Raw genomic sequence first — 19,926 nt, forward strand, 5'->3', positions numbered from 1 at the left:
GAAATGATTATCATTAACATGCAAGGGTGGGCATCATGTAATAATGCGTATTACTTGTCAATACCTTACATGGTAAAAACTGGTCTGCTTTATTCAATTACATGCGTCGTACTGCGTGTTTAAATTACCCAATATTTTAGGCTCGAATAGAACATCGCAATGATATTAAGGAAACGGCTGTAACTAGCGCAAAAAAATAGCCTCGCTATGGTCGAGGCTATTCAGTATGGCCACAAATGCTTGTGCCAAAACATCGCAACGATGCTGACTTTTATGCAATCGCCTTTCTTGCGTTGGGCTGAACACTGTGGATCCGATGGCTGACGGTTTGATTTTGTATATTAAATTCCATTGTCGGCTGCCAGATACTTGGTTCCCTGTGTGTGACCACGATAACCGTCGTGTTTAGCGAATGAACATGTGCAGCGATAAGTCTCTCGGTGGCATCATCCAGTGCCGAAGTGGCTTCATCAAGAATCAGTATCGGTGCTTGCTTGATGAGCGCGCGCGCGATGGCCAACCTTTGTCCCTCACCACCAGATAACGCTTCGCCTTTTTGCCCGACAAGCTGATGGATCCCGAGATCTGAGCGGTCTATCACCTCACTTAACTGAGCATCCCTTGCACATAGCTCGATTTCTTCATCGCTCGCATCAGGTTTACCCAAGCGGATGTTGTCAGCCAAAGTCCCTGTGAAAACGATAGGATCTTGTGCAACGTAAGCAAAATATTGCGTAAGCACGTCGTAACGGATTTGTTTTATATCGACTCCACCCAGGGTAATAAGACCTTGCGTAGGGTCATCAAATCGCATTAGCAAACCTAACAGCGTACTCTTGCCACCACCACTTGGCCCGTTAATAACAACTTTAGCGCCTTCTATAATGTCAGCGTTTGCACCGATGAAAATATCTAAAAAACCAACATAATGTAGCTGTAACTGGTGATGATTGGGCAGCTGAGCATTTTCTGGTTTAGGCTCCGGCAAGCTCGGAACCGTGGTTAACTGCATATAATCCTTAATCGTCGCGCGCACATCATTAATCGCAAATCCAGCGAGTGCTAACTCGCCCAAAGGCGCTGATGCTCTGGTGATAAGAATCAACAACGATAAGATTAATAGTGGTTCAGTGGTGCCAGAGACAACCAAGTAACTCGCCATGCCAGCCAACGGCAGTATTGTTGCGAGCGTCGATAAAAATGTGGTTTTAGATGCCGAACGGTTGATAGTTTTGTGAATGTCCTCCTGCTTAGTCCAACTTGCTTCAATGCGTTCAACCGCCCGCTTTGGACCCGCTGTCGCGCGCAGTAAGTCGAGGTGGTCGATCAGTTCAAGTGTGTACTTGGTCGTATTCACATCTGCGATGTGTCGCTCACTATCAGTATGGATCAGTGCTAATTGCGCTTTATATTGAATGAATAACGCGCCAGCGAGTAATATTGCACTCAGCATTGCGATAGTTATGCCCCCGACTAAACCAATGCCCCCCACGAGAAATAAAGGGAGGAATGGTGCGTGTAGGAAGGTTTGCAGTTGGTGGGCTGGTATGCTCATAAAACCAGGAATGCCCCGCTCAGCCAGGTGAGTTGTTTGCGTTCTGTGATGTTCGGTAAACCAAGATAGTTTTGCTTGGCTAAGTGCTTTACCGAGCGCGGAATAGAGATCACCAGTAAGTTTCGCGCCGGACAAAAAGCCAGATCGAGTGACAATGACGGTCGCCAAGATAGCGACACCTGCAGCCACCAAAACATACATCGGAGCTTGTTTGTCAACGATGGCTAGGGCCAAAACAATATAAGCAGCCGCTTCTAGTATGGCAACCAATACCCAACCAGAGCCAACAAGAAACAACCGACGTTTTACCTGTTCTGGCAGTGGTTTACTGGCGGAATTAGTGTTGTTCGTCGTCATACTTTATCGTCCTTTTTTTCAGCGTTTCGAGTTAATGTCAACGTAAGATCGGTTTGTAGAGCGAGGTCGGTGTCATGAGTCACCACGATAATGGTTTTCCCTTGTTGATGAGCCAGTGCACGTAAGTTTGTCATCACCACCAACGCGGTCTCTTTATCAAGCGCGCTAGTAGGCTCGTCAAGTAAGATGATGTTGGCGTTACTTAAGAACACATTAGCAAGCGCAATGCGTTGCTGCTCTCCACCAGAGAGAGAGGCTGCGTTCGCGGTAAGATCTATCATCAACTGAGCTTGGTTCAGTGCATCGCAGAGCGTCTCGTCGGTAGCATCAGGTGTTGCTAATTGCAGATTCTCTCGTACCGTTGCTTTCAGCACCCCAGTGTTTTGGGGAACGTAGCGTATGGCATTATGTCGCGAGACTTCATCAAGGTCTGATATATCATCATCACCTAGGGTAACGGTCCCAGATGAAGGCTGTTCGTAACCGGATAAGATACGTAACAAGGTGCTTTTCCCAACGCCACTTGGCCCCATAATAGCCGTGCAAGAACCGGGAATAAAGGTATGAGAAAGGCCGTTGATGATCGTATTCTGGTCGGTAACGACCTTGATGTTTTCGGCGTGTAACGAATCTGATTTACTCTCTCGTTTTACTTGGCCTGAAGCGATGGTGCTTTCTTGTAAAAAGTCGCCGATGTGTTTGGCAGCATTCTTACCTGCCGTCACATAATCTAAGCCGTGACCTAACTTTAGCACCGGCGTCACAATGGCAAGGCCAAAAAAGAAAACCGAAGCCATAGCTGCAGGGCTTAACTGATAGGAAATCGTGTAAGCGATAGCTAAAGTAGCAACCGCTTGTAGCAGCGCGATAGCAATAGCGGCTGCGAGAGCGACATTACCCACCCACTTTACGAGACCGTCGGTAAAACGTTGCGTGGCATGTCGATAATCCGCAATGGCGCCCGATTGAGTACCATAAATACGGTTGACTCGGATGCCCCTTGTGTAATCATTCACTGCCGTCACAATTTCCCCCATAATGAGCATGCGTTCAGCGCCATGTTTGGCCGCATACTTGGGTAAAAAAACCAGATAATAAAGTGACGCGAGAAGACCGGGAATCAGGGCTAAAAGTGCAATTGACCCAGCTAGGCTCAACATGATGATAATGGACGTGAATGGCACCAATATGAACGTGACAAATTCAGACGGTAAATGAGCAACCATGTGGTGCAGCGTATTAATGTCCTCTGAAGCCAACCGGCGAAGCTGATTATCCCCATATCGAGACACTGTTTTACTTGGCAACCTCGCGAGATGCTGAGCCACTTGACGACGTACCTGAGACGAAAATTTGGCTTCAGCTTCATGCACCCACCAAGACGCTAATGAAGAGACGGCAGCACTCACGATCCAAAGGCCGATAGCACTGTAAACCCATTTACTCGAAGGATCGTCAACGAGTTGAATTAAACACAGTAGTGCGCCTATTTTGGCGAGTGCAGCAAGCACTTCAGCACAGGTGCCCAGCGTGAGTTTGCCGATGGCTGGCTGCAAAGCAGGCATGAGCGCAGCAGTGAGATAGTGCTGGCTGATTTTATTTATCATGCTATCTCCCTCCACTTATTAAAGTAGGTGGCGTGGGATTGATATTTTAAGCATATAATGCTCTCACTAGATTTCATATTAAGCTTATTCCATTTGGTGGTGAAACGTTTAATTGGTTATTCATATTGCTGACCAACCGAAAATTACTGACTGACTGACTAGTTCTCACCACTGGCTCTTTGCATGTAATAACCAGGTTTCAAGTCGTCAATAATATCTTCGATGAGCGAATCTATTTTAATATTTTTATCGTAATGAGGCATGACAATGATATGCGCAGTATTGCCAGAATTAGCTAATGAGTATTTTCTCCACACGGATTCTGAAGGACATGGGAAAAAGACTGTATTTGAATTTTCATTTCGACGAGCATCAATACCGACAGCTTGAAATCTATCAACTGTATACTGAGCAATCTCTAAGCAGTTGTTTACTTTCTTTTTCCAATCGTCGGTCGAGAGGCTCTTTATTGCAGCCCACATAAACAAAGCATTATGCCCATTTCTTGAACCACTTATGGTTTGATCTTTGGAAGAGATATAATCCACCTCTACCGAAATCTTTTCCACGTATTTACGCTTGGCGATCACGATCCCGCATGGGATAGGGGAGCCAATCATTTTATGTCCAGAAACACTGATAGAGTCGATACCATCCTCAAACGAATAGGGGTCTGGATTGTCCACAAAGGGCATAATCATACCGCTAAGCGCAGCATCCGCGTGAATATAATAGTCTTCACGCTTGATCCCCAACTGTTCAATATCATCTTGAATACGTTTAATATTATCAACTGCACCTCGCATAGTTGTACCGATATTAGCAAAGATGATGGGATGAGCTTCTTGGTCTTGTTGAATTTGTGAAGAGAGCTGACGGTAGTCTATTTCACCGTTTTCTAACGATGGAATTTTCTGACCATGCATATTCAGCATCCTCACAATCTTATCTACGGAATAGTGAGCCTCTTCTGAATAATATATTTTCCCGGTAGGGAATAACTCTCGAGCGAGGTAACAGGAGAACATGTTTCCTTCGGTCCCACCATTAGAAATATACCCCCAGCTGTCTGCACTATGTATTTTGAATAATTCAAAAAAGAAAGTCATGACTTCCCTTTCAAATTCAAAAGTATTGAGCTTATAGTTACTTTCCTCGCTCCAATCTCCACAGTTGTTGAGCGAGAATTCAAGGAACTTCTCTAGAAAGGAGTAATCAAAATCAGCAGATTCAGGATAACCGACATTAAAATATTGGTTCTCCTTGCAATAAAGCCAAAATTCGTCAATGCGATTGCGATCCACATTAGATAATCTCATTATATTTCCTATATATATGATCTATTACAATGAAAGCCCACACGTGACTCGCGGTAACGTTCATTGGGCTGGTTTGATTTTTTAGTTTATATTTTTGAATTAGCTGATAAATATGGCTTTTTGTTTTTTCTGCAATAGTATCCACCAGTTTGCGACCGTGGGTTCATGGCCGAGCTCTTCAAAGGTGACTTTTATACCCCGCTGGTTGAGTTCAGAGGCCAGTCGCATCATTCTTAAGGAATCGAGACCATAGAGAAGTAAATTCTCTTCTGGATCGATTTCATCACCTCCAATCAGAGCTTGGACTTTATCGTAAAGCCATTGATAACTTAGTTCAGGTTCAGACTCAAATTGCTTATCCTTTGTGTTTATAAACAAAGTATCTCTGGGTGTCTGCTCGCTTATATTCTTCGCTAGTGGCATCACTTTATTCCTTAAAATCCTATTTACCGCTACGTATCAATAGCATTACATCGTCTTTTATTCATGCCAAAGGTATGATTAAAATCGACTATTCTTAGCTGATTTTCACGCTATTTTTTTATATCTATTTGATAGATAAAAATTAATAATAAAAATATATTGCGAAAGTTATTGAAAATCATTCGCATTTACAAAATAATGACGCCTAACGTTAACATTGTCAACAAAGTGAGAACATAATGAGTGGATTAACGCCAATGCAAGCTGCATGTTGGTTTGGGCGCGAAGTGAATGCCAAGCTTGGTGGTGTCGCATCACATCTTTATAGTGAGTTTGATGGGGAAAGCATCAACCTTGAAAAACTGCGCGCAGCGTTAGGTAAGCTTTTTCTGACTCACGAAATGTTGCGGCTAAAAATTGATCGTGCAGGCAATCCTGCCATCGCCGATAAACCCAGCCTATGTGCGTTAGAAATTGATGATTTTACATTACTGCCTCTTGAGGCTGTAAAACAGCAACTGACACTGAAGCGACAAGAGTGGGCACATCAGGCACTCGATTTAAGCCAGGGCAAAGCGGCTAGGTTCTCTATCAGCTTGTTGCCAAATCATGCTTTTCGTTTCCATATTGATACCGATATGATCGCTATCGACCCAGATAGTTGCCGACTTTTGATTGAAGATTTAGCGATGTTTTATCAGGACACAACTTCAGCACTTCCGTCCAAACCAACATTTTTCTCTTGGCACGATATGGAAAAATCGGATCCACAACTAAAATTACAACGCAAGGCGGACCGAGCTTGGTGGAAATCACGCCTCAATCAGATCGCCCCTGCGCCTTCGTTACCATTTCTAGACACCTCACAACCACAAGCAGAAAGTCATCATTACTCGGCTTGGTTAGACGCAGAACAGCGTAGTGGTTTGATCGCGCTTGCTCGACAACATGCCATCACACCATCAAATTTAATGCTGGGGTTATTTGCCAGAGCGTTGGGGAAAGCAACGGGTGACCACGAGTTTAGATTAAGTGTACCGACCTTCTGGCGTCCGCCTATTTGCGAAGGGACTGACCGTATAGTGGGAGACTTCGTCAATTTTGTCGTGCTCAATATTAAGATGCACGGGGCGCCGACATTGATTGACTTCTGCCGCCAGATAGCGACGGATATGACGTCACTGTTGTCTCACAGCAGTTATGCTGGCGTTAACGTGATGCGCGATCTATCTCTCTACCACGGCATCGCACAATTAGCGCCCATTGTATTTACATCAGCTATAGATTTGCCCGGTGGAGACCTGTTTTCACCTCGAGTACACAAACAGTTTGGCCGGATGAATTGGACGATATCTCAAGGCTCACAAGTCGCATTAGACTCACAAGTGGTGAGCATTGATGGCGGCATAATGATCAATTGGGATGTCCGTCATGAAGCATTGCCAAAAGAGTGGGTGTCGGCGGTATTTGAACACTTTGTCGCACTGACTAAGGCGGTAATTGAAGCGCCTAAACTGTTGTCATCCCCCTTAGGGAAACTGCAGTCACGCCTTATTTGCGAAGAAACTCTCACGACCGATTTGACCGCGATGCAGCGCGCTTACTTATTGGGAAGAACAACGCAGATGCCACTTGGCGGCGTTGCAATGCAGGAACAACTTGAATACCGAGGTGCTTTGTCGCCAGAGATCGTACGCCTACGCTTGTCTAAAATGGTGGTGAAGCATCCTTGTTTACGTACTTTTGTGGATAGTAAAACGTTAAAACTGCGCACCAGTCATTGTCCGCAAGTCAATGTGACTCATGTTGATTTAAGCCTAATGTCACCAGAACAGATTGAATCTGAACTCAGCCGACGCCGCTACGCATATAGCCACCATATTTTCGAGCTTGAGCAGCCATTGTGGGATATCACCCTATTCTCTCTTGGCAATGGTATTTTGCATGTTTTTGCTCGTTTTGATGCCTTAATTTTAGATGCAAGGTCAATAGCCTCCCTTATGGTGGAACTCTTTGAAGGACAAGCGCCTTACCTTCCGAATATCGAAATAACCGCAGATGGCAGTGATCAGAAAGAACTAAGAGCGAAGGCTAAGCATTACTGGCTCGAAAAACTAAATCACGTCACTGGGTTGATGCAATTTCCTTGGCATCAACCATTAGAATCTATATCAAGTTCGCGCTATCAGCGCCAAAGTCTCGAAATAAGCAAAGAGACAATGCGACAACTATGTCGAGTCGGTGGAGAGCAGAACTTGTTTAAAAACACGGTCATCATGGCAACGGTAATGGAAGTAATTTCCCACCATATTGACGACCGAAAATTATGTGTCGCAGTGCCAGTGATACCACTTAACAGTAGTACTTACGCGAGTCAGTCAACCTTTATCGCGCTGCAATGGGATGCCAACCAACAGCCGTTTGTTGACCGTGCAAAGCAGCTTCAATCAGATACTTTCGAAGGGCTTGAGCACCTCGCGTTTTCAGGCGTCGATTTAGCAAGAATACTGTTCGATAAATATGGACCAGCCCCCACTTTACCGATTGTGGTGACCAGTGGTTTGTCTTGGCCTACCCTGAGCAAGAGTGCCCCGATGACCTTGTGTCGCGGCCTGACTCAAACACCCCAAGTGGCGATCGATGTGCGTTTTGTCGCGCAAGCCGATGGTGCCGTGATGTTCAGTATTGATTATGCCATTGACGCAGTATCTGAGCACTTGGTTGCAGCGTTGCTTGAGCGAATCGATATTGTAATGACTCATATGGCGGAGACAAAAACGTTTACGTCACCACCCGAAGATGCCCTTGATCTTGCCAATGTTCGCTCTCGTGTAGTGTTGTTTAAAGACGTGGTACCAGTCGTCGAATCAACACCCGCCGACGTAACTAAACGCAAAATATTTGCCATTTATTGTAAGGCGCTGGGAGCTGAACCGAAAGATCACCTTGATGAAAAAACAGCATTTACCCAGCTTGGGTTGCGGCCTAGCCACCTTAAACAGATAAGTGCGGAGCTGTTATCTGAATTTTCAGTGGCACTGCCAATAATGCAGCTTATTAGTTGCAGTGACGCAAGTGAAGTAGCAGCGTTACTTGACCATTCGCGAGTGCTCAGTGAGTAACGACGACTTTCTTAACGGTTTAAAAATATTCACTCACAATAACAATAACAATAACAAACCGTGCTTTTTATCCATCACATTAGAAGTACTTTACTACCCTAGGAGGACGAAGAATGCACACTAAGAAAAAGAACATCGTCGGCATCGGTATTGGACCGTTTAACTTGGGCTTAGCGGCCTTAGTTTCTCATCACCCTGAATTAGATGCTGAGTTTATAGAGCGTAAGCCTGAATTCAGTTGGCACAACGGGATGCTGTTACCCGGCGCGACACTACAAGTCCCCTTTTTAGCAGATCTCGTTACGATGGCGGATCCTTGCCATCCCCTGAGCTACTTAAATTACCTTAAGCATCACGATCGACTTTACCAGTTTTATTACTACGAAAACTTTCTCGTCCCACGCAGTGAATATAACCACTATTGTCAATGGGCATCGAAAGAACTGAAAAACTGTGCTTACGGAGAAACCGTGACAGACATTCAGTATCAAACAGAGCAAGAACGTTTTGTGATTAACAGTGAGTTGAAGTCTGGAGAAAGTCGTACTCGTTATAGTCACGATATCGCTATAGGAGTGGGCACGGTGCCTTGGCTACCAAATTGGGCGGAACACATGAACCACCCACAGATCAAGCACTCCGCCGAATTCGCTCATATGCGAGAACAATTGGCGCGTTGTAACAGCGTCACAGTGATCGGTTCTGGCCAAAGCGCTGCAGAATGTGTGCTGAATCTTTACCGCGATCTGACCCCTGCACAAATCGACGCGGGGGCAACAATAAACTGGTTGACGCGTTCTGGAGGTTTCCATCCGATGGAAGCGTCTAAACTAGGACAAGAATGTTTCACGCCCGCGTACATGCAGTATTTTCATACCCTGCCTCGCGAAAAGCGCAGAGCAGTCGTTAAGGGACAAGGGTTACTTTACAAAGGCATTAGTGATTACACGATCACCGATATTTTTGATTTGCTATATGAACGCTCGATTGGTGGCCGTGAACCTGGGTTAAACTTGTATTCCAATAGCCAGGTGAATAAGCTTACTATTGAAAATGAGACCGATGTTATCGAGATCGAGTGCTTACATACACAACAAGAACAATCTTTTACTCTACGTACAGAAGCAATCATCGTTGCTACTGGCTACACTCACCAGTGGCCAAGTTGGTTTGAAAACCTAAAGAATTCAGTGTTAGAAACAGATGAGCATGGTGATTGTATTGTTGAAGAGAACTTCATTGCGCAACGTTGCGATCAAGGTGTAGGCCGCGTATTTATTCAAAATTCAGAGATTTTCCAACATGGCGTTGGGACCCCAGATCTCGGTTTAGGTGCGTATCGTAATGCGTCCATCATTAATCAGGTATTGGATAAAGTGGTTTACCGTTTACCGGAAAAGTCAGCGTTCCAAAGCTATGGAGCGCCTCGTGGGTAACTGTTTTATCTAAAATAAAAAATGGCCATCAAGCAATGATGGCCATGGTTGGTTCTGTAATATCAGACCCACTTACCCTTACCTTGATATACGTTGCATTATCAACATGTCGCTTTATTTCGTCGACGTTGCGACAGTACCACTTTCAAGTATTTCATCTTCATACCATAACAAGTCACTACGATTTTCGTATCGTTCAGCAAATGACATGCCTGAACTTAGTTTATATTTCAGCGTGTCTTTCATACGCTCAAAAGCCTGCTCAGCGGCTGCTGTTGAAGCAGTAGAATGCGGGTTTATTCTTACTTCTGCGGTGCGATAAGCCGCGTCTTCAACCACTTCTCTATAGCTTGAATTCACACTGTTAAATGGCCCAACAGCAAACATGATGTCTTCTGGGGGAATGTTCAGTGTGGCTATTTCACTCAACGACTCTCCTCGTAACAGTGTATTGACCATTTTCCCGCCATGGTTAAGTTCTATCGCGTAAACATACCCTCGCTGGCTATCTAAAGCATAATTCACTGCTACAGATTGCTCTGTACTGGTTGAAATAATACCGCGAATACCGCGAGTATGATGAGCGAGTTCTACGTAAGCAACGGGTTCTATTCTACGATTGAAGCCGGAATGGAATATTTCATCAGGTAATCGAGTATCACCACGGAACACGCGTGAGCCATTCAATTCAGATTGATATCCTTTGTAAAAAGGGATGTTCTGAATTTCTTTTTGCGCCTCAGTGCTTAAACGGTGTAATGCTTTAGTATCGGAGAGGTAACCATAAGGGTTGATTTGTAGCTCTAATTCGTAAGCTTCAACATCACGTCCCCCGGTCATATCTGCATATCCAGAGCCCCCAATGCCTTGAGGTTCAGGTAGATCTTCTGGCAGAAGGATCTCCGATTGTTGGCTATAATTTGGCGTATAGTCTGAATATATTTCATTGGTTTCGATATTTCCACTACCACCATGGCCTCCTCTTAAGCCACCTCGTTCAAGCCATTGAGGTTCGTTATTCTCTATATTAAGCGCTCGTATTACACGGCTATCACTAATCAGTCGTCCACTTAACGGATCTATTTCTCTAAAATAACCAAACCCATCCGCTCTTAATAATGTATTCCTTCCACTGTCTGTTAACTGAACACCGATTAACTCCTCGCCTGTTTGAGGGTGAATCACTATTCTAGGCATTGCCGTAAAATTATTCAAAGTATGCGCAGGAACGCCATCATTTAAAAGAATGCGGTTGGGCAGTAAGCTAATTTCTTTTTCAGCAGAAAGGGCAAGAGATTGACCATATTTGACCATCACAGGAAGTATTGCCGCTGTGCCGATGACAGCGGCATTAACGGCACTCATGCGAGTTCCTTTCAGCCGCTCAGATAACGTATCGCCATTGACAGCTTTATCTAAACTAAGTCCAAATTGCGTACTACTCAAAGAAAGCGTTAACGGAATACCAAGTTCAGGTATTAATATATCGACGACAGGGAAAAGAATGACCAAGCTGTTAGCAATAGACAAGATATAATCACGCTGAGACTCCGCATTCGATTTTATCATGGTGTCTCCATCACTGCTCATGCGTGCTTTTCGAAATTCAGTCATTCTGGCAAAGACATTACCAGTTACGGGATGGTGTTTCATCATAAAATAACGGTCATTCCAGTGCCCGTTAATAAGTTTAGTTAATGCACTGTCTACACCAGAATAAGTCGCTCCATCTTGACGTAAGTACAGGCTGAAATGATTGAGTAACGCTGCTTTACTCGCTGGATCACGAAGTCGTTTATACAGCGTTTTTTTCAATTGACGCTCTGTATTGTAAGCAACAAAAGGTTGCTCACTTCCCGGAATGTATAATACGCCTCCAGACTGTCCATCTTGCTCAATCAACAACATATCCGTAGCGTCATACCCATAAATATCGAATCGGTAAACGTGAATATTTGTAGGGCGAGCCGGTTTCAATAGGGTCAAAGCGAGTTGGTAATTATCTTGTTCTAGTAAGCCAAGTTGATACTGTTGATGTGCTGAAAAAGCAAAGCTGTCACGCATCAGTTGAGTATAACGTTCACTATTATTAGCCCAAAACCGAGTTAATTCAGCAGTGTAAGAAGCTTGAATATCCAGATCTGAATAGGTGATATCCCATAATGCAGACGAAAGCAGGCGTACATCATTACGTTCATCAAAAATGACACCATCTGCGCCTTCAGTATATATTCCCGTATCTACGTTGATCGTATCAGGGAATGTGTCTCTAAACTCATTAAAGACATTTAACATGACAGCTTGAGTTACAGTGTAAGATTTGGAAGGCGGTTTACGATGCGCCCACCCATTATAACTGCGTGAACTGCTCATCGCCCCTCTAAATTCATTATAGAAAAGATTGTCAGGGTCAATGTTTGAATAGCCATGTTTCGTTAATGCCCTTTTGAGTTCTTTGGACGTAACAGCAAGCGGATCTGGGATTGTTTTCATCAGCTCGGCGTAGTCACGTACAAAGTGAAGCCGCCATGCTGTATCGAAACGATGACTAGGTACTTCGTCTATTGGCTCGGCATTAACTTGAGCCGAGATATAAAAAACTGAACATATAATACTTAATATTAATGTTTTACTTATTTTCTATTTCATAAACTATCTTAATGTTAAGGAATTAATGTGGATTAGAAACAAGGTGACGAATAACATCCGTAACCTGCCGCACAATCTGAGTTTGCAACAGAAGCCCATTGTTTATACCGTCCACCTCATATCACTCGCGTGAAACGGCTCTAAGCATGCCATAAACTGTTGTGGGTTTGCGGTGATATAGAAGTGGTCGCCTGCAAGCGTTTTATGATCGATAACGCAACTCAACCAACACTCCCATTGGTTAACCTCGTCAAAGTACGCTTCTTCATCGTGGTTTCCTGACACTAAAAGTGTGGGTACTTTAATTAACGCGTTAGTCTTTGGTTTTGACCTGAAGAAATAACGCTCAGTGGCTTCAAAATCGGCTCTTAATATGAGTAAAAAAGCGGGCCACCACTCTGGTTGCTGGCCAAAACTGGGATCGCAACCGCCGATGCTAATAAGCTGTTCAACAAAGCTGTTGTCATCGTAATGGCTAATAGTGCGTCGACTTTTTATGTGTGGTGCTTGGCAGCCTGAAATAACCAATCCTTTAGGGAACGAGCCTTGGCTAACAAGATATTTGCATGCCTCATAAGCAATTTGAGCCCCCATACTATGACCGATGAGTACAACATTTTTCATCGTTTCACCACTGTCAATTAGCGTCTGAATAAGATCTTTAGCAAGTGTATGAATGTCGTTAACCTTAGGTTCCTCGATTCTAGAACCCCTTCCAGGATAGGCAACTAAAGACACTTTACTATCCGCTAAATCAAGCTTTCGCCACGTTCTGAATGCGCTAATCCCGCCTCCCGCAAAAGGACACAACACAAAATGCGTATGGTAAGCTTGCCCCTCCGAGGGGGCGCTGAGTGTGATCAAATTACTCATAGCTGAATCTCTTTAAGGTGCTGGGTAAACAGTTGGCTTTGGTCTAAAACCAAGGCCAATGCCTCAAGAGTTGGATGGCTGTATAGCGTCGATATATTGATCGAAAAACCCAACTGATGACATTGCCTGATAACCTTGATCGCAGCGTATTCATCCCCACCAAGCTGAAAGAAGTGACTGGTTTTATGCAAGTCAGTCGTGTCCAAAATAGCAGCCCATATACTGTTTAGAATGCGTTCACTATTCGTATCAAGTGGTTGGTCTGCTTTTTTTGTTTTTCTCCTCCTTTTGCTCGTTGCCAATTGCGCTAGCGCTTTAAGATCCACTTTACCATTGGCTGTAAGCGGTAACGTTGCCAAGAAAAATAAACGTTTAGGTACCATATAAGCTGGTAACTGCTGAATCAAATAACCGTTAACTTGATCGGCGTCGAGTGATGCAGTATCCCCGACGATAAATGCAGCCAGCGTTTTGTCTTTATTACCGACGGCCATGGTGATAGCCCTTTGTACATAAGGAATATTATTTAGGGCCGCCTCAATCTCTCCCAATTCGATGCGGTAGCCACCTATTTTCACTTGTTTATCTTTGCGCCCCAAAAACTCAATGGTACCGTCTGGCCAGTAACAGCCCATATCGCCAGTGCGATACCAAGGTTGACCATCAATACGAATAAATTGTGCCGCCGTTTTCTCAGGATCGTTAAAATACCCGAGTGCGACACCATCACCGCCAATCCATAGCTCACCAGCTACCCAGTTAGGGCAGTCGCGACCAAAGTCATCGACCACGCGATATTGCTGCCTTGGCAAAGGGTAACCATATGGGATAGAGCGCCAATGAGGTTTAACGTCCTGAACATCAAAAATATTGGACCAAATAGACGCTTCAGTGGCGCCCCCCATTGCAATGAATTGGCCATGTTCACGAAATTCTCGATATCGCGGAGGTAAATCTAAACCAATCCAGTCACCAGAGAGCATCGTTAAACGCAGTTTCGATGGGGCGTTGGATTTGAAACTGCTTGCATAGGTCAACAACATATCAAACAGCGCTGGCACACTGTTCCACATAGTAACTTGATGCGTCTCGATGGCCTCACTCCACGCTTTTGGATCGCGGCGCTGCAATTCATCAACTAACACGATAGCGCCCCCAGCCGATAATAGTCCGAAAATATCGTAGACCGATAAGTCAAAATGTAGGGCAGATAGGGCCAGCACTCGGTCATCAGAGTTTACACTGTAACGCTGATTCAATGCTAAGCAAGTGTTGAGGGCGCCTTGATGTGAAATAACGACGCCTTTAGGCGTACCAGTGGATCCCGAGGTGTAGATGATATAAGCAGGTTGAGTTGGATCGACACGCTGAACCTTCGGCATCGGTTGGCCCAAACTTGCATTTTCCCAATCTAAGTAAGTAAAACTGGCAGTCGTGCGCGGCGCATTTTCGGCGGCGTTTGAGGTACCATTTCCCGCTGTAAGCACGATAGCAACATCCGCCTCTCGGTAGATTAGTTCGCGTCTTTCTTTTGGCTGATCAAGCGATACTGGTACGTAGACGGCTCCCGCGAACAGTATGCCGAAAACAGATACTATTTGGCCAATACCTTTGTCCATACTCACCGCAACACGATCGCCAGGCATAACCCCCATAGAAGCTAACGTACCAGCACAGCGACGAGCTTGGCTCGCGAGTGTTTGATAATCCAGCGTGCGACTACCGTCGATGACTGCTGGAGCCATTGGCGACTGCGCGGCATGCAGCCAAAAACTATCGTAGAGCAAGCCATTTGGGAGAAGGTTGTCACTCACATCATTGAGTCGACTTCGCACACGCAGCTGTTCAGCGGGCAATAAATCGGACAAAGATTGATTCCACAAACCGCTCGATTGGCAGAGTTCAGTCACTAATTTTATATATGCAGTGAACATGTCGTCGATCATGTCATCAGGGAAGAGAGCATCGAGACTGTCCCACTGTAAGATGATGCCTCCTTTCGAAACGAAAGCATGGAGTGCAAGCCAAGTCGTCGGTGACTGCGTGCATCCCCAGCCAGATGTGCCCAATGTAGTTTTAATCGATTTACAGTGGTGGTCTTGATTACCGTCGAGTTGGCTAGAGAAGGATACAGCGGCTGTATACCGGTGCTCTTGCGATATGCCACGTAAATCGCGAACAAGATCAAAGATAGGTATTTGTCTGAATGGGTAAGCGGTGTCAAACGTTGCCTGATTGCCTTTGGCTAAAGTGTGGAAGTGAGCGCCAAAACCGTTCAGGCCAACAAGTAGCGGTTGAGTAAGATCGCCAATAAGATGGGCTACATTGGGGGTTTGACTATTACGCTCGTTGAGGTCAAAACGGATGAGCATGTCTTTTTGATTGCTCCAACGCGATAATACAACACTGAATATACTGGCGAGTGCGATATCAGAGCTTACTTGATATTGCTTGGCAATAGATTGAAATTGCTTCCATTCAGCGCCAGTAATGGTGGCAGAGCGTCGTTTAAAACCGGTGTCTCGAGCTTGCTCGGGTTCACATTTCAGTGGCAGATTAGGCGGACAGGGTAACTGCAATAACTGTTCGTCCCAAAAACGTGTGTTTAGTCCTGTTTTTTCTTGTCGAATTTTAATGTGCTGTGTGAGCGCCTCCAATATTTGCGAATGTGTAGCCAACGTAGGCAAAAGTAATCCACGTTGAAGCTGACAGAGTTCGTTGAAAAACAGATTAGCGCTTGTGTGGTCAATGGCGATGCTAGTAAACCGAATATGCAACCGGTATTTATTTGCTGGTAACAAGGATAGATGCACTTCAAAAGGGTACTTTGATTTTGAGTGAGTCAGTGTCGCTCGGGTACGCGCTAAATGCTCCGCTGCGGCAATTTCCGAGTAAGAGTGTAAATCGTATATAGGCAATCTGTAGGGTTGGCTATCACTGTTTATTTGTAGGTAAAAGTCGTCGGTGAATAACGCATTGAGCATAGGATGACGCTGTACTAAAATAGTAATACAGTGCTCTAACGTCGAGACATTAATATTTTCGCCATTGAATTCTTGATAAAAAAGATTAGAAGGGCAGTGGTTATCAGGCCACTGTCCTTGATTGGATAACTGCCAAACTTGTCTGGGTGTTAGCGCTAAGGTTATGCTTTTCTCAACGGATTGAGCATCTGATTGGGTCATGATGTCGTTCTCATTTTTTAATTTGAGCATGCTAGCGTGATAAAACGCGGGGCTAGAATATAAAGGGAGCCATCGTTAAGCCATTAACTTGTAGTTAATGGCTTATGAAAGGGAGTTAAAGTTAAAAATCTACCGTGGCGGAAAGCATGGCTGTGCGTGGTGCGCCCAGTCCCATTTGGTTATAATGCGTACTTGTCCAATATGCTTTATTAGCGACGTTTTTAACCGCGAGTCTCCACGTGACTTTTTGATCCGCGATTGCAGATTCGTATCGCGCACCAACATCAAAAATGGTTTGCCCCGGTAAGGACCTCGCATTGTTTTTATCAATGTATTGCTTGGACATGTAGTTAGTTTGGCCGATCAAAGTCAGTTCACGAAGGGCTGGGATGTTCCACTCCAATGCCAATTTAGCTTGAAACTCTGGTACGCTGGTCGCTTTTTTCCCTTCTTCTTCTGATTTTGTCGACTTGGTGATTTCCGCATCTACATAAGAAAGACCACCTGTCAGTGAGTAATTTTCGAGTACGGTGCCATAAAAGCCCCATTCAACGCCTCGATTTCGTTGCTCGCCGCCAAAGGAATATACGGTTGTGTCTGGATTAGTATAACTATTCGGTTGCTTGGTTTCATACATACTCACAGTATGAGAAAAGTCGTCAAACCTAAGTTTGATACCCGCCTCTGATTGCTTGGTTTTTTGTGGTGCAAATGTCTCACCAATATTAGCGGTCCCACGAGGGGCTGACTTACCATTAGTCAGACCTTCGGCATAGTTAGCATACAGGGAGGCGGACGGTGATAACTTGTACAGTATGGCGGCCGCTGGCGTATATGCACTTTCATCCAATTTTTCTGTCGAAAATGAGGTGAATTCATACTCCACATTTTGCAGGCGGATCCCCAACGTTATCTGAAGGTCACCATCGGCGAAAGAAAGCGTGTCTGCAATACCGTAACTGACTAATGTTGCATCCGTAGCCATCAGAAATGACGCTTCATAATTACTGTTGCTTGGACCCCATACCGGATTATAAATATTGGTCACCCAAGGCGCTGGTGTACGATTACCTGCGACAGCATCCTCTTTATCTTCTCGATAATAGGTGGAGTTAATCACCAGTTCATGCCCGATTGGCCCAGTTTCAAAATTCGTTCTTATTCCTACCTCGCCGGAATAGCGCTTAAGATTCAAGTCTACGTACCCAAGCGTCGTTTCTAGATCGCCAGCATTGTTAATAATTTTTCCTGTTCTAACAGCGTTGGATTCAAATTCAGTACGACTCGCCCCGGCAGCTGCATACGTGGTGATGTGTTCGTTGATGTTCAACTCACCGCGGATCATCATCCCCTTATCTTTTTCATCGTTAAATGACCAGTCAGGGTTAAGCAAAGTGTCAGCATCTGGTGGCGGCGGAATATCCACTCCGGAAGCGATCGTCAAACCTCGTGTTGGCCCGTTTACGTGTTCTTCAGTCATGTAAAAGTCAGCTTCTAGCAGGGCATTGTCACCGCGCCAATCAAAGCCTAACGAGACCATTTTAGCTTGTTTGTCTTGCCCATCGATAGCGCTGTCGCCATCTCTTAACATGCCGTTTACGCGGATACCAAATTGTTCGTTATCACCAAACCTGCGACCGATATCCCCGTGGACACCGTACTGGGATTCTGACATATAAGTGCCGGTGAGTGAGGTATTGGGTATATTTCCCGCTCGTTTTGGCTTCAGGTTAATTGAACCGCCTACCGAACCATTGGGTGACATACCATTAAGTAGCGAAGAAGGACCTTTTAGTACGTCAATGCTCTGATACATCTCGGGAGTGCTGCGATAATACGGAGCGATACCATACAAGCCATTAAACATAACATCGCCAATATCAGATCTAAATCCGCGGATGGTGATACTTTCAATGTTTTCCCCGGTGACACCACTGGTAAACACCGATGGGTCGGATGCAGAAATAACATCAGATATATCCTGTGCCTGTTGGTCGGCAATGTATTTCTCGGTATAGCTGATGGTGTTAAAGGGCGTGTCCATCAAATCTTTGTCACCCAGCATACCCATTTTGCCATTAATTGAAATTTGACCAGAGGCAAAGGTTTCATCGGCTTCGCCATACACAGTGTATACAGTGGTTTCTGACGTGACTTGCTCTTCCGCATATGTGATACCAAGAGGCAGAGCAGCCAAGCCGAGTTGGAGACCAACGAGTAGCGCAATTTTTGTGGCTCGAGGCCTTTTAGACTGAGCGCATGAAACCGATAGGGCAGAAGCCTCCGTCTGTAGGGAGTAATGGGTCATTGTCGTACCTTCCTTAATTTTATTAAAATGAATTATAGAGTCATAGTTATTGTTTAATTGGGCGCTATAAGCCCAACCTGTTAGAAAATAAGATGAGCTAGCTTTGGTAACCTTTGATAATGTCATCGATCACTATTTTCAATGACGTCACACTTGCAGCTGTGATATACCAAGCATCCGCGTCAACCAAAATCACCTTGCCATTTTTCCACGCTTTAGTTTGGCGCAAGAGTGGGTTAGCCAAACGTTCTACATCAATGTTAGGTATGCCCTCCATTACCGCGGTGCGATCGATGATGTAAAGAATGTCGGGATCTGCTTGGTTGATAAACTCGCTCGAAACTGGCTGACCATGGAGGCTGGTCGCTATTTCTGTACTGGCGGGTTTGACCCCCAAAACATCGAATACAAAACCGTAGCGAGACTCAAGACCAAATGAACTGAATGAGCCATTGTTGTGCATGACCACTAAAGCAGTTTCAGGACGGTCAGACGTGGCCGCAAGCACTTGCTCGACCTTAGCATCAATTTCAGCCACTTTTTGCTGCGCTAATGCTTGCTTGTCAAAAATTTCACCAAGATCCAATAAATGCTGCTTTATAACCTCAAGGTGATTACTTTGGCTGTTTCTAAAATCCACATCAAAGTGTAGCGTGGGAGCAAGTTCAGAAAGCGCTTGATACTGATTAGCATGAAGCGGAGTCATTAATATCAGGTCGGGTTTAAGGGCGTATATTTTTTCCATATTTGGCTGCACGATGGATCCGAGATCTCGCACATTGTCATCGTTTTTATATTTCGCCAAAAAGTGAGGCACAAAGTCTTTAACCATGCCAGCAATGGGCACGCCGAGTTGATCTAAGAAGTCCACTTCATTCATATCCAGCGCTGCAACTCGTTGTGGCCGATGGGAAATCACGGTTTGCCCTAGGTTGTGATCAACCACAATGGGGGTATCTAACTCCTGAATGATGACAGGCTGAGTCGTTTGTTGCTCACAACCGGTTAAGGTCACAAGCGTACTGAAAGCCAGCGCGATAGCCAGACTGAGGGTTCTCGTTAACATGAATAATCTCCTTTATTGTGGGTGGA

11 protein-coding genes are annotated in these 19,926 nt (G+C 44.9%); 2 read left to right on the top strand and 9 right to left on the bottom strand.

The annotated features are described in order from the left end of the window. Nucleotides 1–271 precede the first annotated feature (271 nt). From CXF74_RS04555 to CXF74_RS04570, 4 genes are all read right to left on the bottom strand, one after another. Nucleotides 272–1,912, bottom strand: coding sequence for an ATP-binding cassette domain-containing protein (locus CXF74_RS04555; RefSeq protein ID WP_101081216.1), 1,641 nt, complete (start codon nt 1,910–1,912; stop codon nt 272–274). Next, the gene (locus CXF74_RS04560; RefSeq protein WP_101081217.1) at nt 1,909–3,519 is read right to left on the bottom strand and encodes an ATP-binding cassette domain-containing protein; all 1,611 of its coding nucleotides are present in this window, start codon (nt 3,517–3,519) and stop codon (nt 1,909–1,911) included. The genes CXF74_RS04555 and CXF74_RS04560 overlap by 4 nt, the downstream gene beginning before the upstream one ends. Nucleotides 3,520–3,677: 158 nt before the next feature. Beyond that, complete coding sequence (locus CXF74_RS04565) at nt 3,678–4,838, bottom strand: histidine decarboxylase (RefSeq protein WP_101081218.1); 1,161 nt, start codon at nt 4,836–4,838, stop codon at nt 3,678–3,680. Nucleotides 4,839–4,937: 99 nt separating this feature from the next. Beyond that, on the bottom strand, nt 4,938–5,261 hold the full coding sequence (locus CXF74_RS04570) for a phosphopantetheine-binding protein (RefSeq protein ID WP_101081219.1): 324 nt from the start codon (nt 5,259–5,261) through the stop codon (nt 4,938–4,940). 239 nt (nt 5,262–5,500) lie between these two features. Between CXF74_RS04570 and CXF74_RS04575 the strand changes: the two genes are divergently transcribed. Together CXF74_RS04575 and angU are read left to right on the top strand one after the other, a co-directional pair. Beyond that, nucleotides 5,501–8,383 carry a condensation domain-containing protein gene (locus tag CXF74_RS04575; RefSeq protein ID WP_101081220.1) on the top strand — a complete coding sequence of 961 codons (2,883 nt, stop codon included), beginning with the start codon at nt 5,501–5,503 and terminating at the stop codon, nt 8,381–8,383. Between the two features lie 113 nt (nt 8,384–8,496). Continuing rightward, nucleotides 8,497–9,819, top strand: a complete 1,323-nt coding sequence (gene angU / locus CXF74_RS04580) for an anguibactin biosynthesis histamine N-monooxygenase AngU (RefSeq protein ID WP_101081221.1) — start codon at nt 8,497–8,499, stop codon at nt 9,817–9,819. A gap of 114 nt (nt 9,820–9,933) precedes the next feature. Here angU and CXF74_RS04585 read toward each other — a convergent pair whose 3' ends face one another. From CXF74_RS04585 to CXF74_RS04605, 5 genes are all read right to left on the bottom strand, one after another. Further along, entirely contained in the window at nt 9,934–12,312 is a 2,379-nt protein-coding gene (locus CXF74_RS04585) for a dermonecrotic toxin domain-containing protein (RefSeq protein WP_198552783.1), read from the bottom strand. Nucleotides 12,313–12,570: 258 nt separating this feature from the next. After that, nucleotides 12,571–13,341: a thioesterase II family protein gene (locus CXF74_RS04590; RefSeq protein WP_101081222.1), complete on the bottom strand. Its 771-nt coding sequence runs from the start codon at nt 13,339–13,341 to the stop codon at nt 12,571–12,573. Further along, nucleotides 13,338–16,526 carry a non-ribosomal peptide synthetase gene (locus tag CXF74_RS04595; protein ID WP_101081223.1) on the bottom strand — a complete coding sequence of 1,063 codons (3,189 nt, stop codon included), beginning with the start codon at nt 16,524–16,526 and terminating at the stop codon, nt 13,338–13,340. The genes CXF74_RS04590 and CXF74_RS04595 overlap by 4 nt, the downstream gene beginning before the upstream one ends. A gap of 121 nt (nt 16,527–16,647) precedes the next feature. Then, nucleotides 16,648–18,960: a TonB-dependent receptor gene (locus CXF74_RS04600; protein ID WP_198552784.1), complete on the bottom strand. Its 2,313-nt coding sequence runs from the start codon at nt 18,958–18,960 to the stop codon at nt 16,648–16,650. Further along, complete coding sequence (locus tag CXF74_RS04605; RefSeq protein WP_101081224.1) at nt 18,932–19,900, bottom strand: siderophore ABC transporter substrate-binding protein; 969 nt, start codon at nt 19,898–19,900, stop codon at nt 18,932–18,934. The genes CXF74_RS04600 and CXF74_RS04605 overlap by 29 nt, the downstream gene beginning before the upstream one ends. Between the last annotated feature and the right edge of the window lie 26 nt (nt 19,901–19,926).

The organism is Psychromonas sp. Urea-02u-13, assembly GCF_002835995.1.
Classification (GTDB): Bacteria; Pseudomonadota; Gammaproteobacteria; order Enterobacterales; family Psychromonadaceae; genus Psychromonas.

What these genes read in the sequence shown, in the direction of transcription:
- CXF74_RS04555 (WP_101081216.1), bottom strand. Translation starts at nt 1,912, where the DNA reads ATGACGACGAACAACACTAATTCCGCCAGTAAACCACTGCCAGAACAG.
- CXF74_RS04560 (WP_101081217.1), bottom strand. Translation starts at nt 3,519, where the DNA reads ATGATAAATAAAATCAGCCAGCACTATCTCACTGCTGCGCTCATGCCT.
- CXF74_RS04565 (WP_101081218.1), bottom strand. Translation starts at nt 4,838, where the DNA reads ATGAGATTATCTAATGTGGATCGCAATCGCATTGACGAATTTTGGCTT.
- CXF74_RS04570 (WP_101081219.1), bottom strand. Translation starts at nt 5,261, where the DNA reads ATGCCACTAGCGAAGAATATAAGCGAGCAGACACCCAGAGATACTTTG.
- CXF74_RS04575 (WP_101081220.1), top strand. Translation starts at nt 5,501, where the DNA reads ATGAGTGGATTAACGCCAATGCAAGCTGCATGTTGGTTTGGGCGCGAA.
- angU (WP_101081221.1), top strand. Translation starts at nt 8,497, where the DNA reads ATGCACACTAAGAAAAAGAACATCGTCGGCATCGGTATTGGACCGTTT.
- CXF74_RS04585 (WP_198552783.1), bottom strand. Translation starts at nt 12,312, where the DNA reads ATGAAAACAATCCCAGATCCGCTTGCTGTTACGTCCAAAGAACTCAAA.
- CXF74_RS04590 (WP_101081222.1), bottom strand. Translation starts at nt 13,341, where the DNA reads ATGAGTAATTTGATCACACTCAGCGCCCCCTCGGAGGGGCAAGCTTAC.
- CXF74_RS04595 (WP_101081223.1), bottom strand. Translation starts at nt 16,526, where the DNA reads ATGACCCAATCAGATGCTCAATCCGTTGAGAAAAGCATAACCTTAGCG.
- CXF74_RS04600 (WP_198552784.1), bottom strand. Translation starts at nt 18,960, where the DNA reads ATGACATTATCAAAGGTTACCAAAGCTAGCTCATCTTATTTTCTAACA.
- CXF74_RS04605 (WP_101081224.1), bottom strand. Translation starts at nt 19,900, where the DNA reads ATGTTAACGAGAACCCTCAGTCTGGCTATCGCGCTGGCTTTCAGTACG.